The organism is Neobacillus niacini (assembly GCF_000759675.1).
GTDB lineage: Bacteria > Bacillota > Bacilli > Bacillales > Cytobacillaceae > Neobacillus > Neobacillus niacini_A.
In genome coordinates, this window is the sequence record NZ_BAWM01000098.1 from 135,214 (window position 1) to 155,146 (window position 19,933).

Annotated in this window: 17 protein-coding genes and 1 pseudogene; 6 read left to right on the forward strand and 12 right to left on the reverse strand. The window is 36.6% G+C overall.

The features are described from left to right. Positions 1-20: 20 nt before the first annotated feature. Positions 21-785 carry an electron transfer flavoprotein subunit beta/FixA family protein gene (locus tag TR08_RS22625; protein ID WP_045522050.1) on the reverse strand — a complete coding sequence of 255 codons (765 nt, stop codon included), beginning with the start codon at positions 783-785 and terminating at the stop codon, positions 21-23. Positions 786-1,440: 655 nt separating this feature from the next. Next, positions 1,441-1,566, reverse strand: coding sequence for a hypothetical protein (locus TR08_RS33705; protein WP_274521045.1), 126 nt, complete (start codon positions 1,564-1,566; stop codon positions 1,441-1,443). 143 nt (positions 1,567-1,709) lie between these two features. Between TR08_RS33705 and TR08_RS34060 the strand changes: the two genes are divergently transcribed. After that, positions 1,710-1,964 carry a TRAP transporter large permease subunit gene (locus TR08_RS34060; RefSeq protein ID WP_193747827.1) on the forward strand — a complete coding sequence of 85 codons (255 nt, stop codon included), beginning with the start codon at positions 1,710-1,712 and terminating at the stop codon, positions 1,962-1,964. Here the strand turns inward: TR08_RS34060 and TR08_RS31415 are convergent. From TR08_RS31415 to TR08_RS31420, 5 genes and pseudogenes are all read right to left on the reverse strand, one after another. Beyond that, positions 1,963-2,802 (reverse strand): annotated as a pseudogene (locus TR08_RS31415) (cytochrome P450); the annotation flags it as partial. The gene TR08_RS34060 and the pseudogene TR08_RS31415 overlap by 2 nt on opposite strands. Before the next feature lie 205 nt (positions 2,803-3,007). Further along, entirely contained in the window at positions 3,008-4,309 is a 1,302-nt protein-coding gene (locus TR08_RS22640) for an MFS transporter (RefSeq protein ID WP_045522054.1), read from the reverse strand. Between the two features lie 141 nt (positions 4,310-4,450). Then, the gene (locus TR08_RS33710; RefSeq protein WP_045522056.1) at positions 4,451-7,978 is read right to left on the reverse strand and encodes a S8 family serine peptidase; all 3,528 of its coding nucleotides are present in this window, start codon (positions 7,976-7,978) and stop codon (positions 4,451-4,453) included. A gap of 332 nt (positions 7,979-8,310) precedes the next feature. Continuing rightward, on the reverse strand, positions 8,311-9,636 hold the full coding sequence (gene brnQ / locus TR08_RS22650) for a branched-chain amino acid transport system II carrier protein (protein ID WP_045522057.1): 1,326 nt from the start codon (positions 9,634-9,636) through the stop codon (positions 8,311-8,313). 58 nt (positions 9,637-9,694) lie between these two features. Further along, complete coding sequence (locus TR08_RS31420; RefSeq protein ID WP_370576396.1) at positions 9,695-9,814, reverse strand: AraC family transcriptional regulator; 120 nt, start codon at positions 9,812-9,814, stop codon at positions 9,695-9,697. A 572-nt stretch (positions 9,815-10,386) separates the two neighbouring features. On the opposite strand from TR08_RS31420, the gene TR08_RS22655 reads away from it, so the two are divergent. Beyond that, positions 10,387-10,755, forward strand: a complete 369-nt coding sequence (locus tag TR08_RS22655) for an S-Ena type endospore appendage (RefSeq protein ID WP_152597497.1) — start codon at positions 10,387-10,389, stop codon at positions 10,753-10,755. Positions 10,756-11,046: 291 nt separating this feature from the next. Here TR08_RS22655 and TR08_RS22660 read toward each other — a convergent pair whose 3' ends face one another. The 3 genes from TR08_RS22660 to TR08_RS22670 all read right to left on the reverse strand — a co-directional run bounded on the left by TR08_RS22660 (position 11,047) and on the right by TR08_RS22670 (position 12,812). Further along, the gene (locus tag TR08_RS22660; protein ID WP_045522061.1) at positions 11,047-11,514 is read right to left on the reverse strand and encodes a PTS sugar transporter subunit IIA; all 468 of its coding nucleotides are present in this window, start codon (positions 11,512-11,514) and stop codon (positions 11,047-11,049) included. Between the two features lie 152 nt (positions 11,515-11,666). Continuing rightward, positions 11,667-12,017 carry a hypothetical protein gene (locus TR08_RS22665; RefSeq protein ID WP_045522062.1) on the reverse strand — a complete coding sequence of 117 codons (351 nt, stop codon included), beginning with the start codon at positions 12,015-12,017 and terminating at the stop codon, positions 11,667-11,669. Positions 12,018-12,122: 105 nt separating this feature from the next. Continuing rightward, complete coding sequence (locus tag TR08_RS22670; RefSeq protein ID WP_045522064.1) at positions 12,123-12,812, reverse strand: hypothetical protein; 690 nt, start codon at positions 12,810-12,812, stop codon at positions 12,123-12,125. A 167-nt stretch (positions 12,813-12,979) separates the two neighbouring features. On the opposite strand from TR08_RS22670, the gene TR08_RS22675 reads away from it, so the two are divergent. Beyond that, positions 12,980-13,900, forward strand: coding sequence for a DMT family transporter (locus TR08_RS22675; RefSeq protein ID WP_045522065.1), 921 nt, complete (start codon positions 12,980-12,982; stop codon positions 13,898-13,900). 18 nt (positions 13,901-13,918) lie between these two features. Then, positions 13,919-14,485: a cysteine dioxygenase gene (locus tag TR08_RS22680; RefSeq protein ID WP_045522067.1), complete on the forward strand. Its 567-nt coding sequence runs from the start codon at positions 13,919-13,921 to the stop codon at positions 14,483-14,485. A gap of 60 nt (positions 14,486-14,545) precedes the next feature. On the opposite strand, the gene TR08_RS22685 is transcribed toward TR08_RS22680, so the two are convergent. Then, positions 14,546-16,792, reverse strand: coding sequence for a sensor histidine kinase (locus tag TR08_RS22685; RefSeq protein ID WP_045522070.1), 2,247 nt, complete (start codon positions 16,790-16,792; stop codon positions 14,546-14,548). Continuing rightward, the gene (locus TR08_RS22690) at positions 16,770-17,462 is read right to left on the reverse strand and encodes a response regulator transcription factor (protein WP_045522072.1); all 693 of its coding nucleotides are present in this window, start codon (positions 17,460-17,462) and stop codon (positions 16,770-16,772) included. Before TR08_RS22690 ends, TR08_RS22685 begins: the two co-directional genes overlap by 23 nt. A 256-nt stretch (positions 17,463-17,718) precedes the next feature. Between TR08_RS22690 and TR08_RS22695 the strand changes: the two genes are divergently transcribed. Continuing rightward, positions 17,719-18,510 (forward strand): ABC transporter ATP-binding protein, encoded by a 792-nt coding sequence (locus TR08_RS22695; RefSeq protein ID WP_045522073.1) that lies wholly within the window; start codon positions 17,719-17,721, stop codon positions 18,508-18,510. A 476-nt stretch (positions 18,511-18,986) separates the two neighbouring features. Then, entirely contained in the window at positions 18,987-19,685 is a 699-nt protein-coding gene (locus tag TR08_RS22700) for a hypothetical protein (RefSeq protein ID WP_045522075.1), read from the forward strand. Positions 19,686-19,933: the final 248 nt, after the last annotated feature.

Here is a 19,933-nt window from a genome sequence, read left to right on the forward strand (position 1 = left end):
TCATTTATCCTCCTATGTGATTAGATTACCTTCGCTTCACTGCGAAGAAGTGCAGCTAGTTCAGCAACTTGATCTTTGATATCCCCGTTCAGGATACGGCCAGCTTCCTTTTTCTGTGGAAAAAACGTCTCAGTGACAGTCGTTTTTGCTTCTGCATCGTCCTCGATATTTAAATCATCTATCTCTAAACGCTCGATTGGTTTTTTCTTTGCTTTCATTATGCCAGGCAGTGATGGATAACGTGGTTCATTTAAGCCCTGTTGTGCTGTGACCAAAACAGGAAGTGATACCTCGACTACTTCTTTATCCCCTTCTACATCACGCTCGATTATGGCTTTAGTGCCGTTTATGTCTAGCTTTGTAATCGTTGTTACTTGTGGAATGTTAAGTTCTTCTGCAAGTCGTGGTCCTACTTGTCCAGAACCATAATCAACTGCTACATTCCCACCTAAAATAATATCAAATTCTCTTTCTTTTATTACGGCCGTAAGGATTTTGGCTGCACTGAATTCATCAAGATCAATATCTTCAGAATCAACAATAACCGCTTTATCTGCACCCATAGCCAGTGCCGTACGCAGTGCATTCTCTGCACGTTCCGGTCCTATTGTTATAACAGTTACTTCACCATCGTGCTCTTCCCGCAATTTAATCGCTTCTTCAATCGCGTATTCATCGTAAGGATTGATGATGAAGTTTACCCCATCTTCACTAATGGTGCCGTTTTGGAGCACAATTTTTTCTTCTGTATCAAACGTTTGTTTCATCAAAACTAAAATGTTCATTTTTTTATATCCCCTTTTCAGGTTATTTTTTAAAAGGCACTACACAATTTAACGAGCTTTTGTTCACTTCAGTTCATTAGTTTGAATCCTATTCTCATTTTCATATCTCCAGCATTCTGTTACTTCAAGCTATTTATTTGATAATCTCTAAGAATAGTTCATTACTAAACGAACCATTTTTCATTCAAAATATATTGAATATTATTAATCATAACTCTATTGTATTGTCCCGTAAATTTAGTGTTTTTAATGGTATGTTTAGCATAATTTAATATGTTATGAACTAAGGAATTTTGTACTTAAAACTATCTGCTTCCAATTGAAAAATCTCTATTAAAATAACTTGAAGCTTGTCTTGAAAAAGGTAGTGGATATAAATAAAAAAACGTGCACGGAACCATTCTCCATTGGGATCAGGGATTCCGTACACTTCCTAGAAATACGACTAATATTTTATAATGCTCACCTAATAATGAGTTGATGATAAATTATATATATTAAGTTTTCTAATTACAATCGATTGACGTGTTTCCAATTTATGATAGTTTTTATTTTTTTAATTAAAACTTTCCCTTTTCATTTAAATAAAAAGAGCGATCCTCAAATGAGATTCGCTCTAATTGTTTGTACCTTAATATAAAATTAAATATTTAAATTAATATTTGAAAGCATTCATAATGATTTCCCATTGTTCCTCGTCAGTTAGTTCTCGGTAATCAACTTTTACCTTATAAAATAAATTCCTCCAAGAATTAATCAAACAACTTTCAGCCTTACCCATATCAAATTCTCCTCTCCTAGTACAATTTAAGCAACTCAAAAATTCTTCTGAATGTGCTAAGTTGTTCTTTGAAAGCCTTTTGATATTCTAGGGTTGATTTAAACCAGATAGCGACCTTCGCTATCTGCCTATTAACATTATATTTGAAAACGCTTACAGAATCAATTAGAATTTATAAAATTCAGATAAATAGATTATTTTTAGAAGTTTTAGCCGTTCCATTAATATATCCCTTAATAGAAAACTTAGGATTTGATTTAATTTGGTTTGGAATAGTAGCTACTGTTATGGCTGAAATTAGAATGATCCATCCTCCACTAGGATTGAACGTTTTCGTTGCTACCTCCGTAACAGGAACAAAAATTGAAGATGCTCTGCAGGTGTATGGGGGTATGTAAGCAAGTATAGTGCAAATGATAATAAGCCGCTTGTTGTTTCATGTCCTGCTATTAGGAAAGTAATAATTGGGTAACGAATATATTCATCATCCAGCTTCTCCCCCGTTTGCGGGTCATTAGAACTCAGCATTCGGGCCAGCATATCGGTTTCCCCTTATCTCCTCGTTCTTTGCGCTCCACAATCAGTTGATCTACTAAAGAAAACATGGATTGAATGTCCTTCTCGAACTGCTTCTTTCTTTTATATACATTAGTTTATTTTGGATAGGAAGTCGTGTACTTTGGTGCATGGCTTCATTGAGAGAATTTACCATACTTACGATAAAAGGATTATGGTTTTCTCGATAGAAGCTGTTAAACCGATACCCAAAGCCGCATAAACCAAAGGTGTCCAGCGTCAGCCTAGTCATATCATCTGCTACATAAATACTCTCATTGTGGTTCAAACGTTCCCACTTTTGCTCAAGCTGTTCCGCGATGTCTACCATCATAGAGTGGTAGCCTTTCATGGCTTGTTAACTAAATGATGCGACAAGGATATTATGTGCTTTTTGCCAGTTAGGCTCACTTGTTTTGCTGGTGACAGAAAAGGCACGCACCCTACTTAATCCACCTACAAGACTCTTATCAAATTTAGATCCATTGCAACCTCAGCAACTAATTCGTGGCTGGAAAGAAAAATAGTTGAGAATCCGCCATAGAATTCCATGCGAAAAATTGGACCGTACTCCTCTGCAATTTTACAGAGTGATAGGGTGGGTGATTCCTTGTCAATTAAAGGCAAGTTGCCAAGTGGGCCAAGCGTTTTGGGTTGTGGGATTGGCATGAAATTCTCCATGAAAAATTCTCCTTTGATTACTATACTGAGTGGTATGTAAACACCACAGCGTTATGAACATCATTTGACGAATGAACGCTCATTCATTTTTTAATCAGTATAATATCTTCTTTGATACATCGTCAATAAGATAATGAAATAATTTAAATATTTAAAATACAAAACAGTAGATACCAACAAAAACAAGCGTGATTCCTATGTGGATTCACGCATGAACTTTTATTTTCATTGTGCTCGACCAAATTAACACTGGTATTAGGAGTAGCGAGAGTATCCCTCCTGCAATTGAAAGTGTTGCGTAACTGGAATTCGCTACAATTACGCCAGAAAGTAGCCCTCCCGATGCTCCAGATAATGCAACCATAACATCAACAGTTCCTTGCATTTTTGCCCGATTGGTGTGATTGGTTGAATCCACAAGCATGGCGGTTCCGCTAATTAAACCAAAGTTCCAACCTAGTCCGAGAAGAATAAGTGCCAAGGTAAGTAAGATTATTGATTCACCGGGTGCCATAGCAGCCAGTATTCCTGCAGAAAGTAAAGTGACACCTGCAGCGATTGCCATAAAAGTGCGTCCAATCTTATCCACAAGGATCCCTGTAAGGAGAGATGGAAGATACATAGCACCAACATGGAATCCAATGATCATTCCAACCTCACGTAACCCATGACCGTGCTCCCCCATATGTACTGGTGTCATCGTCATGATTGCAACCATAACCAATTGGGTTAACACCATTAATGTTGCTGCGGCAATAATTCCTCTTTTATTAAAAGTTAGTGTATTTGTATTACTTTCTGATAGTATGTTCTTGTTCTTTCTCTTTTCATCTGCAATTGCTTTTGCAACAATGAGTGGGTCTGGACGCATTAACACTAGTAGCACCAAACCAGCAAGAATATAAGTTGCTGCTGCTAAAATGAACGGTCCGGATAATGCTGGAACACCAATTTTTGTGGCAAATCGCCCCATAACATCAACCAAGTTTGGACCCGCAACAGCTCCAAATGTTGTTGATACCATGGCAATACTAATGGCTGTCGCTCTCTGCTTTGGACTTGCCAAATCGGTTCCTGCATAACGGGCTTGTAAGTTTGTGGCACCCCCAGAACCATAGATTAGTAGTGAGACAAAAAGTAGTAAAATATTATTTGTTATTGCTGAAACTACAACTCCGATTGCACCAATACCTCCAGCGAGAAAACCGGCAGCCAGCCCTGACCCGCGACCAAAACGCTGGGATAGCCGCCCAACAAGAAGTGCTGCCCCTGCAGAACCCAGGGTGAATAACGCGGTTGGAACTCCTGAAAAGCTATCTGTTCCCAGCATATCTTGAGCTAGAAGTGCTCCAACCGTTATACCTGCTGCAAGGCCTGCACCGCCGAAAATTTGTGATAGGACAACGATAACCAAGGTCCGTCTATAAAGAGCCTCCTGCTTTTCTGGCGAGTCAATGTAATTCTGCAACTTATTTATAGCAGCTGATTTATCTTGTTTATATGACACCCCTACACCTCCCTTTAATTGATAACTGATTACTAAATAATACCATTTAGTATATATATCGAAAATATATTTATATCGGTTTATTTGAATAATTGCAAAAAAGCCGGTTCCTTAATATAGAACCGACTTTTTTGTATAATTCTATTCCTGCTGTAATACTGTTATAGATTGCGGACTTGTCGTAACTGTAAAACCTTGTTTGTTCTCTACTTCTGCATAGACTGTATAGGTACCGTTAGGAAGATCTGCCTCCGGTTTCCACTGTAAGTGAATTTCATGCTCATTTTCCACCACAATCGTGTCAACTACCTTGCCGTTTTCATCTTTAATATTGATCGTCCAGTTCACTCGGTTACTAGCAAAAGCATTAATCCCTGCAGGTGTAGCTGCATTAACATTTTTATTTGGATAAACGCTGAACCAGCTTACAAGCATTCCTTCATTAATATAAGAAGGGTCTCCCCAAACGGTATAGCTATGATTAAGAGCATAATCGGCACCCAAAACTATCACACTCTTAGGGTCTTCTTTTACTAGAACAGACGTTTGTCCCTGCTGTAACGGCTGGTACTTTCCGTTATACCAGACAATCGCACCGTTATAGCCGCTTCCACCTTCGTTGTCCACAGCTTTAAAGGAAATTTCATATTGACCATCCTTCGGCTGTACTTGGATATCGGAAACGACAGGAGCTACAGAATCTACATTAACTGGAATCTTTATTTCTTGCGGTTTTGCATCCTTGTAATCTAGTGTTGTTTTTATTACATAGTTGTAATTGCCATCTTTGACAACTTGTCCGGCTTGATCTTTAACATTCCATAAATAACCGCCATTCATATAGTCACCGAAAGACATAACGTTTTTACGGAACTTCCATGGCTTCCCAGTATATTCACTAAAGTCGCCTAGATATTGAACCATTTCTCCTTTTTCATTCTCTACGTACATTTCTGTTTTCGCTAAGTTGCGAAGAGTGGTGAAGGTTGGGAATACACCTGGATAGATCGAGTTTGGAGATATCACGATACGGTCAATATTGAACGTTCCCTTTCTAGGATCATAACCTAATGGGAATGTGCCTTCTGAAAATGGTTCATCATTCCACATCACCGTATATCCTAGGAATGCATCTTTATCCCAGGCAACTGGGTCAAGATTTTGTGCTTGATCCCATTTTCCATAAAAGCCCATATATGGGACTGTTAATGGAACGGCCGCATCACTGTTTTTGCCAGTTGGCACAAGACGTACATATCCTTCAACAAATGTACCTTTCTTTAAGCTCTCTGGTAATGAGATTTGGATGTCTAAGTTCTTCTCTTGCCCCGGTTTAATCTTTAATGTCTTTCCTTCTGTATGAGATACTTTTTCCCCGTTTACCAAAACGGAAGCACCCTGTACCCGCTTGCTTGTTAACGTTAAATATTCTTTAGAATCCAATGTTCCATCATTGTCTAAGTCATATTCTTTTGTTTCTGTATTATCCGTCAATACATCAACGTAAACACTGTATTCCAAGTCTTTTACATCTAAGTTTTGAAGGGCTTCTACATTTAACTTGAAGTGTGCTTTATTGCTAGTAATCTCTTTTAAAGCAACTGCTCCAGCTTGTTCAAGCGGAGTTTTTTCACTTGTGACAAGTACTGGTGTCTTTATTGCATTTTCAATTTGCATTAAGCCCGATCCTTGTACACGTGGTGAGTATGGGATTTCATCATTAGTACGTGGATCTTGTATTAATTGAGATGTATTCATTAAAGCAATTTTTGCTTTTAAAGCAGTTTCCTTAGCATGAGATAAACCTTTTTCATATAAAGCTTGCAGCAATAAGGCTGAACCGCCAGCCACATGCGGAGTTGCCATTGATGTTCCGCTCATGATCTCATATTCATTACCCGGAACCGTTGAATAAATGTTGCCTCCTGGTGCAGAAATCTCCGGTTTAAAGTCTAATGTATGCGGCGCTCCGTAAGAAGAGAAATCTGAAATGGTATTCTTATCTGGATTAGCAATATATGTTCCTTTTGACCTTTTCATTTTCACACTTTGACCAGCTGTAAGCTTCGTGATTAACGCATCTCCAGCTTCTTTACTTGTTGTTGCGGCAGGAATAAAGAAAGAACTAAGATATACGTATGGATAGTCAGCCATTTCACTAGGCGGCACAATGATCACTGCTTTTGCGCCTTTCTTTTTTGCTTCATTTTGTACATACGAGTACGTAGCATATGGCTGCTTCGGTTTTGCAACTACAATTTTACCAGTGACGTCTTTTCCAACGAAATCTGCTGTTTTTCCTTCTCCTACATAGACCATGTCATAGCTTTCACCTGGTGTTAACACTCTAGAAAGCTTGAAATTATATTGAGTTTGGTCTTGGTACGGAAGCTGCAAGCCGTTTTCCTCTGCTAATGTATTCATATGGATATTCGTATTTTCATAGGAAGCGACTGACAATGCAAAAGGGCTTACGCTCGGTTCTCCTACTGTCCCAATATCTGGATTTTCAGCATATGGTTTCACGGCAGACTGTAAGAGGTTGGTTTTTGTACTGTAAGCAGAGTTACCGCCAGCCACTACTACAAGAGTCCCTTGTTCTGTTGCTTCACGAATTGACTTTTGAATCGGATCGTTTTCCTCACCAACAAATCCTGCATCGGAGCCTAAACTCATGTTAATGACATCTGCTCCCATTGTGACTGCATGCTCTATACCAGCAATAATGTCATCCTCATATGCACCGCCGCCATTATCGGAGAATACTTTTTCCGCTAATAGCTGCACACCTGGAGCAACACCTTGTACACCGTCATTTGCTTCATCCCCATTTGCCCCTACTGTTCCCGCTACGTGCATACCATGCGAAGATCCGTTTTGCCCGCGAGGAATGACATCCGTATCTTTATCTGCCCAGTCATATCCTGTCGGAACCTTGTCGGTGTACCATACTTCATTTATCTCGGTTTCAGAAAATTCACCTTCAATCCCCTCTTGGGTCCACTTTTGTTTTTCTTTTCCTTTTTCTGTTAACTTCATATCCTGATGACTAAAGTCAATTCCGGAATCGACAATCGCAACAAGCAATCCTTCCCCTTCGTAACCATATTCCTCCCATACCTTTTGGGCTTGTACTAATTCTTTGCTTGCCCCCATAGATGGTTGAAACGTTCTCGCGATATGTACATTTGTCACACCAGGTGTCGCTTGAATTTCCTTTAGATTACTAAACTCAGTTTCTATACTAAAACCGTTAAAGCCTTCATAGAAACGATTTTTTACTTTCGGTGCAGATTTAGTCTTAGAAATTTGTGCAATCACATGATCTTGCTTTTGTTTAAACTTTGCCTTTTTGTTTTGTTTAGAATCCCCTACTGTATCAGGCTGCTCTACTTCAACAATTAGACGCACCTTATCATTTGGCTGATACGGTTTTGCCAGACCATTTTTCTTCAAATCCTTATACCCAAACTGGTCTGCTGCATTTTCCGTAGCTTGTTTTTGTTCCTCCAAGAATATTTTCTGCCCTTGTTTCACAATCTCATCTACACTAGGAGCTGGAACCGGATTATTACCAATTCCTTCCGCAAATCCTGTTGTCGTTATCAACATCGCAGCCAATGTTGTGGTTGCCAATACCTTATATGGAAACCTTCTTCTCTTTTTCATTTTGCAACACTCCCCTTCGCCTTTAAAAACTATCAATCTACTTAAATAAATAAAAGATTTTTTAAAAATCAAAATATTTATTCAATACATATTTTATTTGCTTTATTATCAATTAGCTATGGGGGTTATGAATTGAGTACTTTTTCCTAGTAAACAAATCATTCGACGGATTTCTCACTTATTTCACACCATTAGTTAAGATAAAAGTCACTTATAAATACCCCCATATACAACTCCATCACACCAACGTATAATGAAATGTATTAATAAAGAAATACATAAAAAAACGAGAAACCACTGTATTCATGGGTTTCTCGTTTTTTTGACATATACTATCGATTTGTTCTTGTTACATGTGAAGTACTTCTTAACCTTCCTAACAGATATCCAACAATTAATCCAACAAATGCAGGGATTAGCCACCCTATTCCTTCGATATAAAAAGGAAGAATTTCAAATGCCCCGCTCCATGTATTTTTGAAGAATACCTTGTTAATCGTATCTAAGATACTAAAAAGAGCAACAAAGCCGATAACAGAGCTATAAATATATGATTTTCTTTTAATCATATCATCCAACAGCCCTAAGAAGATAAGTACGATGGCAATTGGGTAAATCATGCCAAGAATCGGTACAGAAATCTGAAGGATTTGCGTTAAACCTAAATTTGCAATCGCAGTACTTAGAACAGCTAAGAGTATGACCCATATTTTATAAGTGACTCTTGGAATTGCAGTGGAAAAGAATTGGCTGCATGATGTAATTAATCCAATTGACACACAAAAACACGCCAGCGTAAAGACGATACCTAATAAAAGTGTTCCGCTTTGCCCAAATAGGTAAGTCATGATGTTGGACAAAATAATTGCTCCATTTTCTGCTTGTCCTAAAGAAGAACTAGCAGCTCCTAGATATCCTAAAATAAGATAAATCACTGCTAATAACAATCCAGCACCCAAACCTGCGTACATCATATAGCGCGATTTCTTTTTGGAATCGAGTACACCTTGTGCTGTCAATGTGTTGGCGATCACAATACCAAATGCGAGGGCTGCCAAGGCATCCATGGTTAAATACCCTTCTAATATCCCTTGGAATAAAGGATTCTCTCGATAGTTCCCAATCGGTGATTCAAATGAACCTATAGGATCCATTAAGCTCTTTATAAATATAATCGCAATTAGAGTTAAGAGAATAGGCGTCAATAACTTCCCAAAAAGATTAATCAGTTTTGAGGGGTACAAACTTAACAATGCAGCTAATCCAAAAAAGACAATACTATAGACGAATAAAGAGACAGGACTATCTACCAAATTTTTGGGCATGAAAGGCGCCGCCCCCATTTCAAAAGCAAGGCTTCCAGCACGAGGTATCGCCAGTCCCGGACCGATTGCGATGTAAATAAAAAATGGAAATAGTAAAGCAAAAATAGGGTGAACCCTTAGATTTAACTCGTTTAAACTTCCCGCCTTAGCAACAGCAATCACACCTAGAATTGGCAGCCCAACTGCGGAAACGATAAAACCAGCAAGAGCAGTCCAAAGGTGATCCCCCGCTGATTGCCCGAGGAAAGGCGGAAATATAAGATTACCTGCACCAAAAAACATAGAAAATAACATAAAACTAATAAAGACAATTTGTTTTGCAGAAAAATTCATGATGTATCTCCTTATGATGTAAAAATATTAATTGATAATATCTTTTATTAGTCCTGAATTACTTTGGAGTCTGTCCATATTTCTCTTTAAAAATTCGGTAAAAATAACTGATATTATCATAGCCGACCTGCTCAACAATTATAACAAAAATCGCACCTTTGATCGCAAAAACAGTAATTTATTTTTGTTTACTTTTGTTTTGTTAACCAGTGTGGATCGCACCCACACCAAACGACTATTTTCAAGGCACTTTCACAGTCACAAATACTGGAGCAACTGTCATTGAATTTGGATTTAATGGTGTAAATACTACTACACCAGTTCCTGTAGGAACTATAGTATCTATATCTGTTGTGAATCCAACTTCTTTTGATATCGACCTAGAACTTGGCGATTCTATTCGTTATTGCATCAATTTGTATTAGCGAGTACTTGCTATACTCTTGATGATTAAAAAGTCCATTATTAGGTTTGATTACCTAATAATGGGCTTTTTTGTTTATATACCCACGATACGTGTCCAATCCAATCGATTTAAGCTTACATATTATGGCATCAACTTGAAAGAGGTGAATGGTATTGGGTAAAAAAAAGTATTGCAGAATTTGTGGATACAGTAGGTGTAGGTGCCAGCATAATAGGTGCCAGCAATGTTGGTTTACGAAGTGCAGATGCGATCAGGAAACATGTGACAGCTGTGGTGATAATAAGTGTAAATGTAAAAAGAAATGTGACAAACAAAAGTGCAAAGTGAAAGTAAAAAAGAAGAAAGAAAAGAAGAAACCATCAAAAACAGTTGTTTCCAGCAAAATATGCGGAAACATCTTATTTAGAGATGAAGTGACAATTCAGGAGATTTGGCAAAATCAAATTAGAACTAAGTCTATTGTGGATGTTTCTGTATTCAATAGTGCAAGGAGTTTGGGAGAGATATTTGTTATCGTGAATCGGAAAGGAAAAAATCCAGTTTCGTTTACTGTCCCTCCTGGAAATACGAATTCAGTGTCCGTTGATCAGGTAGAGTCGATTACTGTAAACCGGATGGGCGAAGGAATAATTGAAGGTAGATTTTGTTTGGATGCGCACTTTGTCATTATTGATGGCAAAGACAAGAAGTAAGCTGATTCAGTTGGAAACGCCAGGTCAATTTTTGAAAGCTAGTTAAACAAATATAAAGCATTAGTCATTATGCTACTTCTAAATTAAAAAGAGCAAACCTGTAAAGCTAGGCTTATGGAAGGCTGGGTCTTCTATAATACTCTTGCTACTGAAAGCAATTTTTTGACTCTGATGACTTAACTGAAAACACGATTAATACCACAAATTTTTTGCATGTTAAATGACAAAAAGGGTGTGTTTCCAGATTAGGAACCACCCTCTTTTGTCCTCGTATACAGCTTAACTGATAAATTAGTTCTTAATTTTTACTCCATCTTCTTCAATCACTATTCTTTCATTTTCAGCCAAGTTGGTAAATATCACAGGCGTAATAATGGAAGGTACTTTTTCTTTAATTAATTCAAAGTCAGCTTCAAGCAGCTTTTGTCCCTTTTGGACACGTTGTCCATCACTTACAAACGATGTAAAGCCTTCCCCATTTAGAGTAACTGTTTCAAGACCAACATGAATTAATATTTCCCTGCCATCAGCAGACTTTACGCTAACCGCATGTTTTGTCGGAAATACACTGATTATTTCTCCATCAACAGGAGAAACAACCGTACCGTTCGTTGGATTTACTGCAAAACCATCACCAATCATTTTTTGAGAAAATACAGGATCTGGAACCACATCTAGAGGAACAATTTCCCCATCTAATGGCTGCAAAATCGTAGAATCACTTTCAACCTTTTTACTTTTGAATAAGTTCTTAAACATATAAAAGACCGCCTTTTTCAAATTGATTTATGGTATTCCTTACTAAATTATCTTATCCGAATATTATTTTCTCCTAATTGTCTTACTTTATCAAAACATACGCTTAGACAATAAAAAACCGCACATGCGTGCGGAAAATAGGAAAAGATATATTATACCATTATACTAAAGGTCGTGCTAAGGTTCTTTAATGTATATAATCTAGCCGTTAAAATAAATAAATCATTGTAATTTTTTTTTACGTATTCATCAATAATATTTATACCTTGTTGGAATTGATCAACTAAGTAATGTGTGTACTTACCATCCCAATCAAACTGATTAATTCTTAGAAGTTCATCTGCTAGAATTTGAAAGTTAAACTCTTCAATAAGAAGCTTTACTTGATACAATTTATCTGTATCAATTCTGAAGTTATTTTTGGTTTTTTGACTTTCAACAAATTTTATAAAACCATTTATATTTTGAGCCAAGATAATCGCTTTTTGCATCTCGAATTTCATTTAGCCATCCCCTCAATAGATATCTAAACATCAGTTTATGTTTTATGAGGATATTATGACACCAGCATTAATTAGGAGGCTAAATAAAAATAAAATTACTTTAGCTTAATTAAATTTCTTGGCTATTTTGTTATGAGTAACTTCGATTTTTCCTGGCAAGACAAAAAGATATTCAATTAAACTTTCTAGTAAATCCATTAATAAAGAGGTTGTCTCATAATCCATTTCTGTTTCTAATTCAAGCATCCGATGTAAGGAACCATCTGTTACAAGAATATGACTAAGAGATTGAATCGGCTTTGCTAGGTCAACATGACTTGGAAGAATTTCAAGTTGTTGTGATAATGGCTGGCCTTTACTTTTTTCTTTAAGAAAGTGTTTTAGGATACTCTCAATTACACGTTTAGACATAACAGCGGTCGCTGAATTTTCTCTGGATTCATATACATTAATTGCTGATCGGTAAGCTCTAATAAGATCTTTTGGTATATTAGGGAGACTTTCAATATGATTAATTAAATGTTTTGAAGCATGGACGTCATAAATATACGTATCTGCGTGTTCATTCTGCTCATCCTGAGCATCCTTGGTCATAATAATAAAAACAGTAGATTTTTTACAGGTAGGACAACTGGACTCCGTTAACAATCCATTCTTGCTGCTTTGGAAGTTAGCATTGATCATAAACTCAGTAGTTTTTCGACATTCTGGGCACTCACTTTGTATACTCTTTGGTATTTTTAGATTCCCATATCTAATATAAGAATTGACGGAGCCAGGATTTATCCTTCTCATTCGATAGCCTCCCGATTATTCCACTTTTAAGTAAATACAGTTCCTAATTTGAAAATAAATTATTTCCTCTATACTTTGTTAGTTTTCCCCTAAAAAGAAAAATCATGTTCTAATAGGACAAACATAAGATGAAATATCTATCTTTTTGCTGAAAGGACTGCTCAGCCATGATTTATACTAGGTCGAAGTTAACGGCTTCGCTTTATGCATTGATGTCAATTAGTTTTTGGGGAGTTTCATTTGTATCTACGAAGGCTGTGCTAGGAAAGCTAGACCCCTATTCGTTACTCGTTATTCGTTTTGGAATAGGTGCCATATTTTTACTGTTACTTTTACTAATGCAGCGCAATCGGCTAATTGTCTCCATTACATATTTCCCTCATTTAATGGTGCTGGGCATTCTGGGAGTATTTATACATCAGGTGCTCCAGGCAACAGCATTGTTAACGATTGATGCTTCTTCAGCTGGATGGCTCATTTCGTTTTCCCCCATCTTTACCGTGATCCTGTCGATACTTTTTTTGCATGAAAAGATGAGTATACCGAAGGCAGTGGGTATGGTGCTGGCAATTACTGGTGTCGTAATTGTTACCACGACAAGAAGCGGACAATCCTTTCAGTTCGCCATGAATATAGGCTTCCTTCTTATGATCTTGAGCACGTTAAATTGGGCTGTTTATTCGGTGCTATTAAAAAGTTTAAAAATTCCTTATCCCCCTCTTGTAGTGACGTTTTATATGTGTGTATTAGGCTTGATTCTTACTACACCTTTTATTATCCGAAACAGCGGCTGGGAGTCCCTTTCGTTGCTGAACCATTCGGAGTGGGCACATTTGTTATTTCTTGGTGTCTTCGTTTCGGGTATCGCCTATTGGTATTGGGGAAAGGCACTTGAAGTGTTAGAGGCTTCGAAGGTTTCGATGTTCCTATATTTGGAGCCCATCGCAACGTTAGTTGCTGCGGTTTTACTTTTACAAGAAAAAGTTTCACTCATAAGTGTTGCTGGAGGAATCATAATTATAATTGGAGTGATTATCGTAAATGGTCAGCTTGTGCCTATGTTGTTCAACTTCTTTAAGAAAAAATGACCATAGGAGGAAAGCATCATGACATTGACAGCTAAAATTAAGAATATTTTAGATCCATTAAAAATTCCATCTAAAATCGACTTGAAAGACGCTTTATTACAAATAGATTTGACACTAGAAGATCTTGCTAACCTGCCAATACCGTTCGAAGGAAAGCCTTACAATCGAAAGCTTCTATTTAAGAATGATGAAGTCGAGCTGCTCGTGATGAACTGGTCTCAGCTGGAGTGTGCCCCTCATGATCATGGCAATTCCCACGGCTGGATACAAGTTATCTCCGGTACTTCCCAAAATTCTATTTATGAGGTAAAAGGGAAAGGTTTGCCTAAAGAATTGTTTTATCAGTACCATCAAAAAGGGCAACTTTTTTACGCACCGAAAAAGGCTATCCACAAAATGAAAGCCTCCAACAATACAGATATGGTTACTCTCCATCTTTATTCCCCACCCGTTACCGGAATGATTGTCTATGACTTAGAAAAATGTGCGGCATGTGTCGTTTCAGACGATTGCGGCGCATGGTGGCCAGATGAACAATATCAGAAGGTAAAAGAGATTAAATTAAATACGAAGTCAAACCAATGAGACCTGGAATCCAGGTCTCATTATGTTTTGGAATTAGTTTTTTGTAAATGCCAGTCCATATCAATTATCTAAAAGACCTAGAATAACTGTTACTTTAAATAGATCTCCATCTACATCAATATCTAAAGTACCCTCATGTAAATCAATGATTGATTTAGCAATGGCAAGACCTAGGCCAGATCCATCCGTATGGCGTGATTCATCACCACGTTTAAACCGCTCAAATAATTCATCGATATCCTCACTTAGCTCATATTTAGAGATATTTTTAAAGGTAATCCTCACCTGATGATTTTCCTCTTGAACTTGAATATAAGCTCTTGTGTTATCTAAAGAGTATTTGATTATGTTTCCAATGATATTATCAAAAACACGCCAAAGCTTTTGTCCGTCAACATAGGCATATACGGGGGTGTCTGGATTTGACACCCTAAATTGGACCTGAGAATCCTCCATTGTTTCATTGTACTCAGCTAGAGATTGCTGTAGTAATTGGACGATATCAACCTTTGCTTTTGTAAGCTCTATGGCCCCGCTGGCCATTTTGGAGGCTTCAAAAAGATCATCTATCAACACCTTTAATCGTTTTGACTTGCGGTCAATTATTTCGATATACGCATTTCGCTCATCCTCAGATAACTCAGGATTTTTTAGGAGTTCAGAATACGTAATAATAGAGGTTAACGGTGTGCGTAAATCATGGCTGACATTTGTGATCAATTCGGTTTTAAGCCTTTCGCTTTTTGCTTGGGCATTTTGTGATGTTTTAACACCGTATTTCATTTGATTAATATCCCCTGCAAGCTTGGCGAAAACTGATTTCCCAATGATAGTTAAATCAGGCTTAAACTCTCCCTTTGCCAATGCTGCTGCATTTGATAGGATTTGATTAAAATAGCCTGTTCTTTTGATAATTAGGATAAAAAGTGGCACCCCAATAATCAAAATTGCGGGAATATAAAACGCTAAGAAGTCCTCATCAATGAAAATTAGTGCCGTTAAGATTCCAAATAAAAACACAATGGTCAAAATTAAGAAAACCTGAGTTCCCACTCTTCGATTGAGGAAGACATTACGAAACGTATTTACCAAACTCACAAAGAAATTTCTAATACCTTTTAATACACGTCCGATTATCGTGTTTTGCCAAACTCCCTTTTCATTTGGCATCATTTTAATTCTAGTGTACAGGTAAATGGCTTGTATCATTGTTAATCCAATAAATAGTGTTAAAAATAAAAGATTAATTAAGATATCATCTAAATCGATATTAAAATAGATATATGATACATTATCAATTAATGCAATGGAAGTTATAACAAATATCACTTGAAGCAGTAATGCAGCATCGAATGGAATTCTATTATATTTACTTTGCCATTCACTAGGTGCAATTTTCGGGATAATTCCTATTCTCTTTCCAATGATGACACTTGCTCCTAAAGCCATAATTCCAGCTATAGTATATATCCAAAAGACGATTCTTTGATTATCATAGCTATGATAATCAAGCATAATCCTGTTTGTGTGAGGAGCATCCTTTGAAACTCCTATTTTCCCTTCATATAAGGCATTTGAGTTTGTTCGTGGCAGTTCAATAAAATCCTCATAACCGTTGACTACTGGTTCTTCTTTCATTTCAAGATAACCTTGTTTTTTGGTTGGATAGCTCTGAATATAATACATATTTTCTTCATTTATATTTTGATCAACTAATTTCCTATCCTTTGTAGAAAGATTGGTGTATATTTGACCCGTTTCTATATTTTTTAGATAATAAACAAATGCCTCTTGATAATTTTCATATTCGTCACGATAAATTTCTAGCTCCTTGAAATACTCTTCAATATTTTCTTCTTTTTCTTCTATGATGCTCTTCTTGATATTCTCATCACTTTCAAAGTTTTTTGAGATTTCTTCAATTTTTTGGTCGCGTTCCCTTATATAGATATCAGCAATATTTTGGTTTTTATTTGCTTTTGCTTCATCTATTCTAGATTGATACTGCAGTTCTATGTCCCTGATTTGGTCTGTTAAATTACCATACTGGTACCGTTGGTTCTCTATTTCATCCTCTGAAACGGTAATAGCCTCTTTCATTTCTTCCTTTGATTGGTAACTAATTTCAAATGCATGGATATATTTTGTTAAATTATCGAGTTCAACTTGAAATTGTGATGTTTTAAAGTAACTTCGCTGATAATAGTCATTTTCATTTATTAAAGCGGATATAACACCACTGACTCCAAAGGCAAACAATACGAGCCATGAGATAATTTTTATTTTATTTTTCCATTTTGTATCCAATTCCCCATACCACCTTTAAATATCTTGGATTTTTTGGGTTGATTTCGATTTTTTCTCGTATTTTACGAATATGGACTGCAACCGTGTTTTCCGCATTGTAGCAGGCTTCTTTCCAAACTCTTTCGTATATTTCAGAGATAGAAAACACACGACCGGCATTGACCATTAGCAATTCTACAATTTTATATTCGATCGGTGTTAATTTAACTTGCTCTCCATTTACAGCAACTTCCTTCGCTTCCTGATCAATCGTAAGACCATTCAAATCAATTGTCTTGTTTTTCTTATCAAATTGTCCTAATGTCACGTACCTTCTGAGCTGTGATTTTACCCTAGCAATGAGCTCCAATGGATTAAATGGCTTGGTCACATAATCATCCGCACCAACCTGTAAGCCTAAAATCTTATCTGTATCTTCACTTTTAGCACTTAAAATAATAATCGGAATATTCCTTTGTTCACGTATTTTAAACGTGGCTGCAATTCCATCCATTCTTGGCATCATAATATCGAGAAGAATCAAATGAACTTCATGCTCAGTTAAAATCTCAAGTGCTTCAAAACCATCATGAGCCTTTAACACTGTTAGACCTTCATTTTTTAAGTAAATTTCAATCCCATCACGTATATCTTTGTCATCATCTACGACCAACACAGTATATTGATTCATCAAGAACATACCCCCTTTCCAAAGTATAACGTTCCATTTGTTATGAATGATTCTAGTATAAGTAATATTTCTTAAGTTAATAGTAGGAGAAAAATGAAGAATTTCTTAAGATTTTTATAGAATGTACCTCTCCTATTATGCCAGACAGTCTGACTAACAGGCGAATTGGTGAATTATGTTATTATTAAGATAACTATCTACCACAATTTGATTATAAGGGGAATCTGGTAAAAGAATTCATAGGGGGTAATAAAATTTGGTTCTTCAATTAGAAAATCTCTCTTTGAGACGGGGAGAAAAATGGATTTTAAAGGATCTTAATTGGCAAATTGAAAAAGGACAAAACTGGATATTATTCGGACTAAACGGAGCTGGGAAAACATCAATTTTAAATTTACTTAATGCTTACTACTTCCCCACAAAGGGAAAAATTAGTGTTTTGGGAATGGAATTTGGAAAACAATATCTTGCTGAACGACTTCGTAAACAAATTGGCTTTGTTTCCTCTTCCCTTCAACAAAAATTTCATCAAGGGGATAACGCATTTGAAGTAGTTTTAAGTGGTGCATTTGCTTCCATAGGTCTTTACGAAACACCCTCGGATGAAATGAGAAAAAAGGCCGTTACGTTACTCGAGAACCTGGGATGCATCGATTATGCGAATCGGAATTATGAAACACTTTCCCAAGGGGAGAAACAACGTGTGCTGATTGCCCGTGCATTAATGGCGGATCCCCCTTTGCTAATTCTCGACGAACCTACATATGGATTGGATTTTATCGCCCGTGAAAAATTGTTAGAATCCATTGAAGAAATTGCGAAAAGCCCGAATGCACCCACCATGATTTATGTCACCCATCATGTAGAAGAAATCTTGCCAGTCTTCAATAAAACTTTACTACTGAAAGAGGGACAAGTTTTTGCCTCTGGAGACACAAATGAGTTGATAACAAGTGAACGGCTTTCCCAGTTTTTCGAGCTTCCAGTTAGCGTAATTTGGAATAACGATCGACCATTGCTTTCTAAAGTACATATGGTGAAAAAATAAACTAAGGACAATGTTCCTAAAATGAAAGCCAGGCTCATAGCCTGGCTTTTCGAATACCTGTATAGTTTATTACATACTGCATTTGGTTTACTTGCATTAAAATCGCGTTTAAGAATATTTGGAGTAATAACTTCACTTTCACCTTGTGATATCCATTTGCGTTTTGGTTTCACTTTACTAAAAACAACAAGGAAAACATTTATTTTAACCAACACTATTATCATTGGGGTTATTGCCACCAGTTAGAAAAGTAAAAGGGAAATCGGTGATTGAAACGACAAAAAACTAGTCTATCTTTGTTTTTCGATAGTAGAATTGCTCATAATTACTCAATTATAGGGAGGATCCATCGTATTTCATAAGAAAGTGACGATGAAAACTCATCATACTCAAACAGGAAAGAAAGAAAGAGTATTGAATTATACATTTACAAGGTAAATAACCTTATATTAATCGGAAAGGTTGTGATTGAGTTTATGAGACTTCTAGATGTACAGCCTAAGAAGAACTTTAGCTACATCTTCGTTCAATTTCCAGGAATGAAAATGAATGTCCCTTTGCTCTCCAACAATGAGGGAAAGGTGGTGAATGAAGATGTTGCTTTATGTGTCCAATTAAGTAACAAAGAGAAGGTTAATAATTTATACCTTGTACGCACACAGAGTATAAAACCGTTTGACTTCTCTGATGAAGAAATTGGCGCAAAAGCATTTTTTCGAGTCATCAAGAAAAAAGAAACCTCTCCAGACTCACTCACGAAGGAGTCCGATGATTTTGTCACGTTTATTACAGATGAAGTGGCTGTTGTGCAAAAGAAAACGGAAACAGGATATGACTTCATCTTAGTTTTAAATAAACGTGAAATTGGAATAGTCGCTTCGATTGAAGAAGAAGTTTTACAAACAGAGAAAGTATCATTGCAACTTTATGAGGAGTCGAAAGAAAGTGTCATAATTAAAACTGTTAGGAAGAAAAAAATGATTGTCTTCGGAAGGAGGGCCAAAAATAAGGTATTCTTTGGAGGCTTTGTCTTTCAAGATAATGAAGTTATAGATCCAATCCGAATGTATTTGGAGGGCGTCAAGAGAAAAGTTATGGTATTCTCTCCTGCCGCATTAGATTTTATCGGTCCAGGTGATCGCAACCAAACCATTTTTATCATGAGGGGAGGGTAAAGGCGCTTGCCCAAAAAGGAATACACAATTTCATACTAGGAAGCTAATCGAAACAAAAGGATTAATAGATAATCCTTCTCGATTGAATAGATTTGAAAATAATTAGGAAAGGGAAAAATTAGCAGCGAAATTTATTAAAAAGACTTAACCAATGTGTTAAGTCTTTTTTATTTAATGTTCCTTTTTACCTAATCCTACTATTATAGTAGAATTCTAGAATTTTCATTATGAAAATTACATAATAATCA

What these genes read in the sequence shown, in the direction of transcription:
- TR08_RS22625 (WP_045522050.1), bottom strand. Translation starts at nt 785, where the DNA reads ATGAACATTTTAGTTTTGATGAAACAAACGTTTGATACAGAAGAAAAA.
- TR08_RS33705 (WP_274521045.1), bottom strand. Translation starts at nt 1,566, where the DNA reads ATGGGTAAGGCTGAAAGTTGTTTGATTAATTCTTGGAGGAATTTATTT.
- TR08_RS33710 (WP_045522056.1), bottom strand. Translation starts at nt 7,978, where the DNA reads ATGAAAAAGAGAAGAAGGTTTCCATATAAGGTATTGGCAACCACAACA.
- brnQ (WP_045522057.1), bottom strand. Translation starts at nt 9,636, where the DNA reads ATGAATTTTTCTGCAAAACAAATTGTCTTTATTAGTTTTATGTTATTT.
- TR08_RS22660 (WP_045522061.1), bottom strand. Translation starts at nt 11,514, where the DNA reads ATGTTTAAGAACTTATTCAAAAGTAAAAAGGTTGAAAGTGATTCTACG.
- TR08_RS22665 (WP_045522062.1), bottom strand. Translation starts at nt 12,017, where the DNA reads ATGAAATTCGAGATGCAAAAAGCGATTATCTTGGCTCAAAATATAAAT.
- TR08_RS22670 (WP_045522064.1), bottom strand. Translation starts at nt 12,812, where the DNA reads ATGAGAAGGATAAATCCTGGCTCCGTCAATTCTTATATTAGATATGGG.
- TR08_RS22675 (WP_045522065.1), top strand. Translation starts at nt 12,980, where the DNA reads ATGATTTATACTAGGTCGAAGTTAACGGCTTCGCTTTATGCATTGATG.
- TR08_RS22680 (WP_045522067.1), top strand. Translation starts at nt 13,919, where the DNA reads ATGACATTGACAGCTAAAATTAAGAATATTTTAGATCCATTAAAAATT.
- TR08_RS22690 (WP_045522072.1), bottom strand. Translation starts at nt 17,462, where the DNA reads ATGAATCAATATACTGTGTTGGTCGTAGATGATGACAAAGATATACGT.
- TR08_RS22700 (WP_045522075.1), top strand. Translation starts at nt 18,987, where the DNA reads ATGAGACTTCTAGATGTACAGCCTAAGAAGAACTTTAGCTACATCTTC.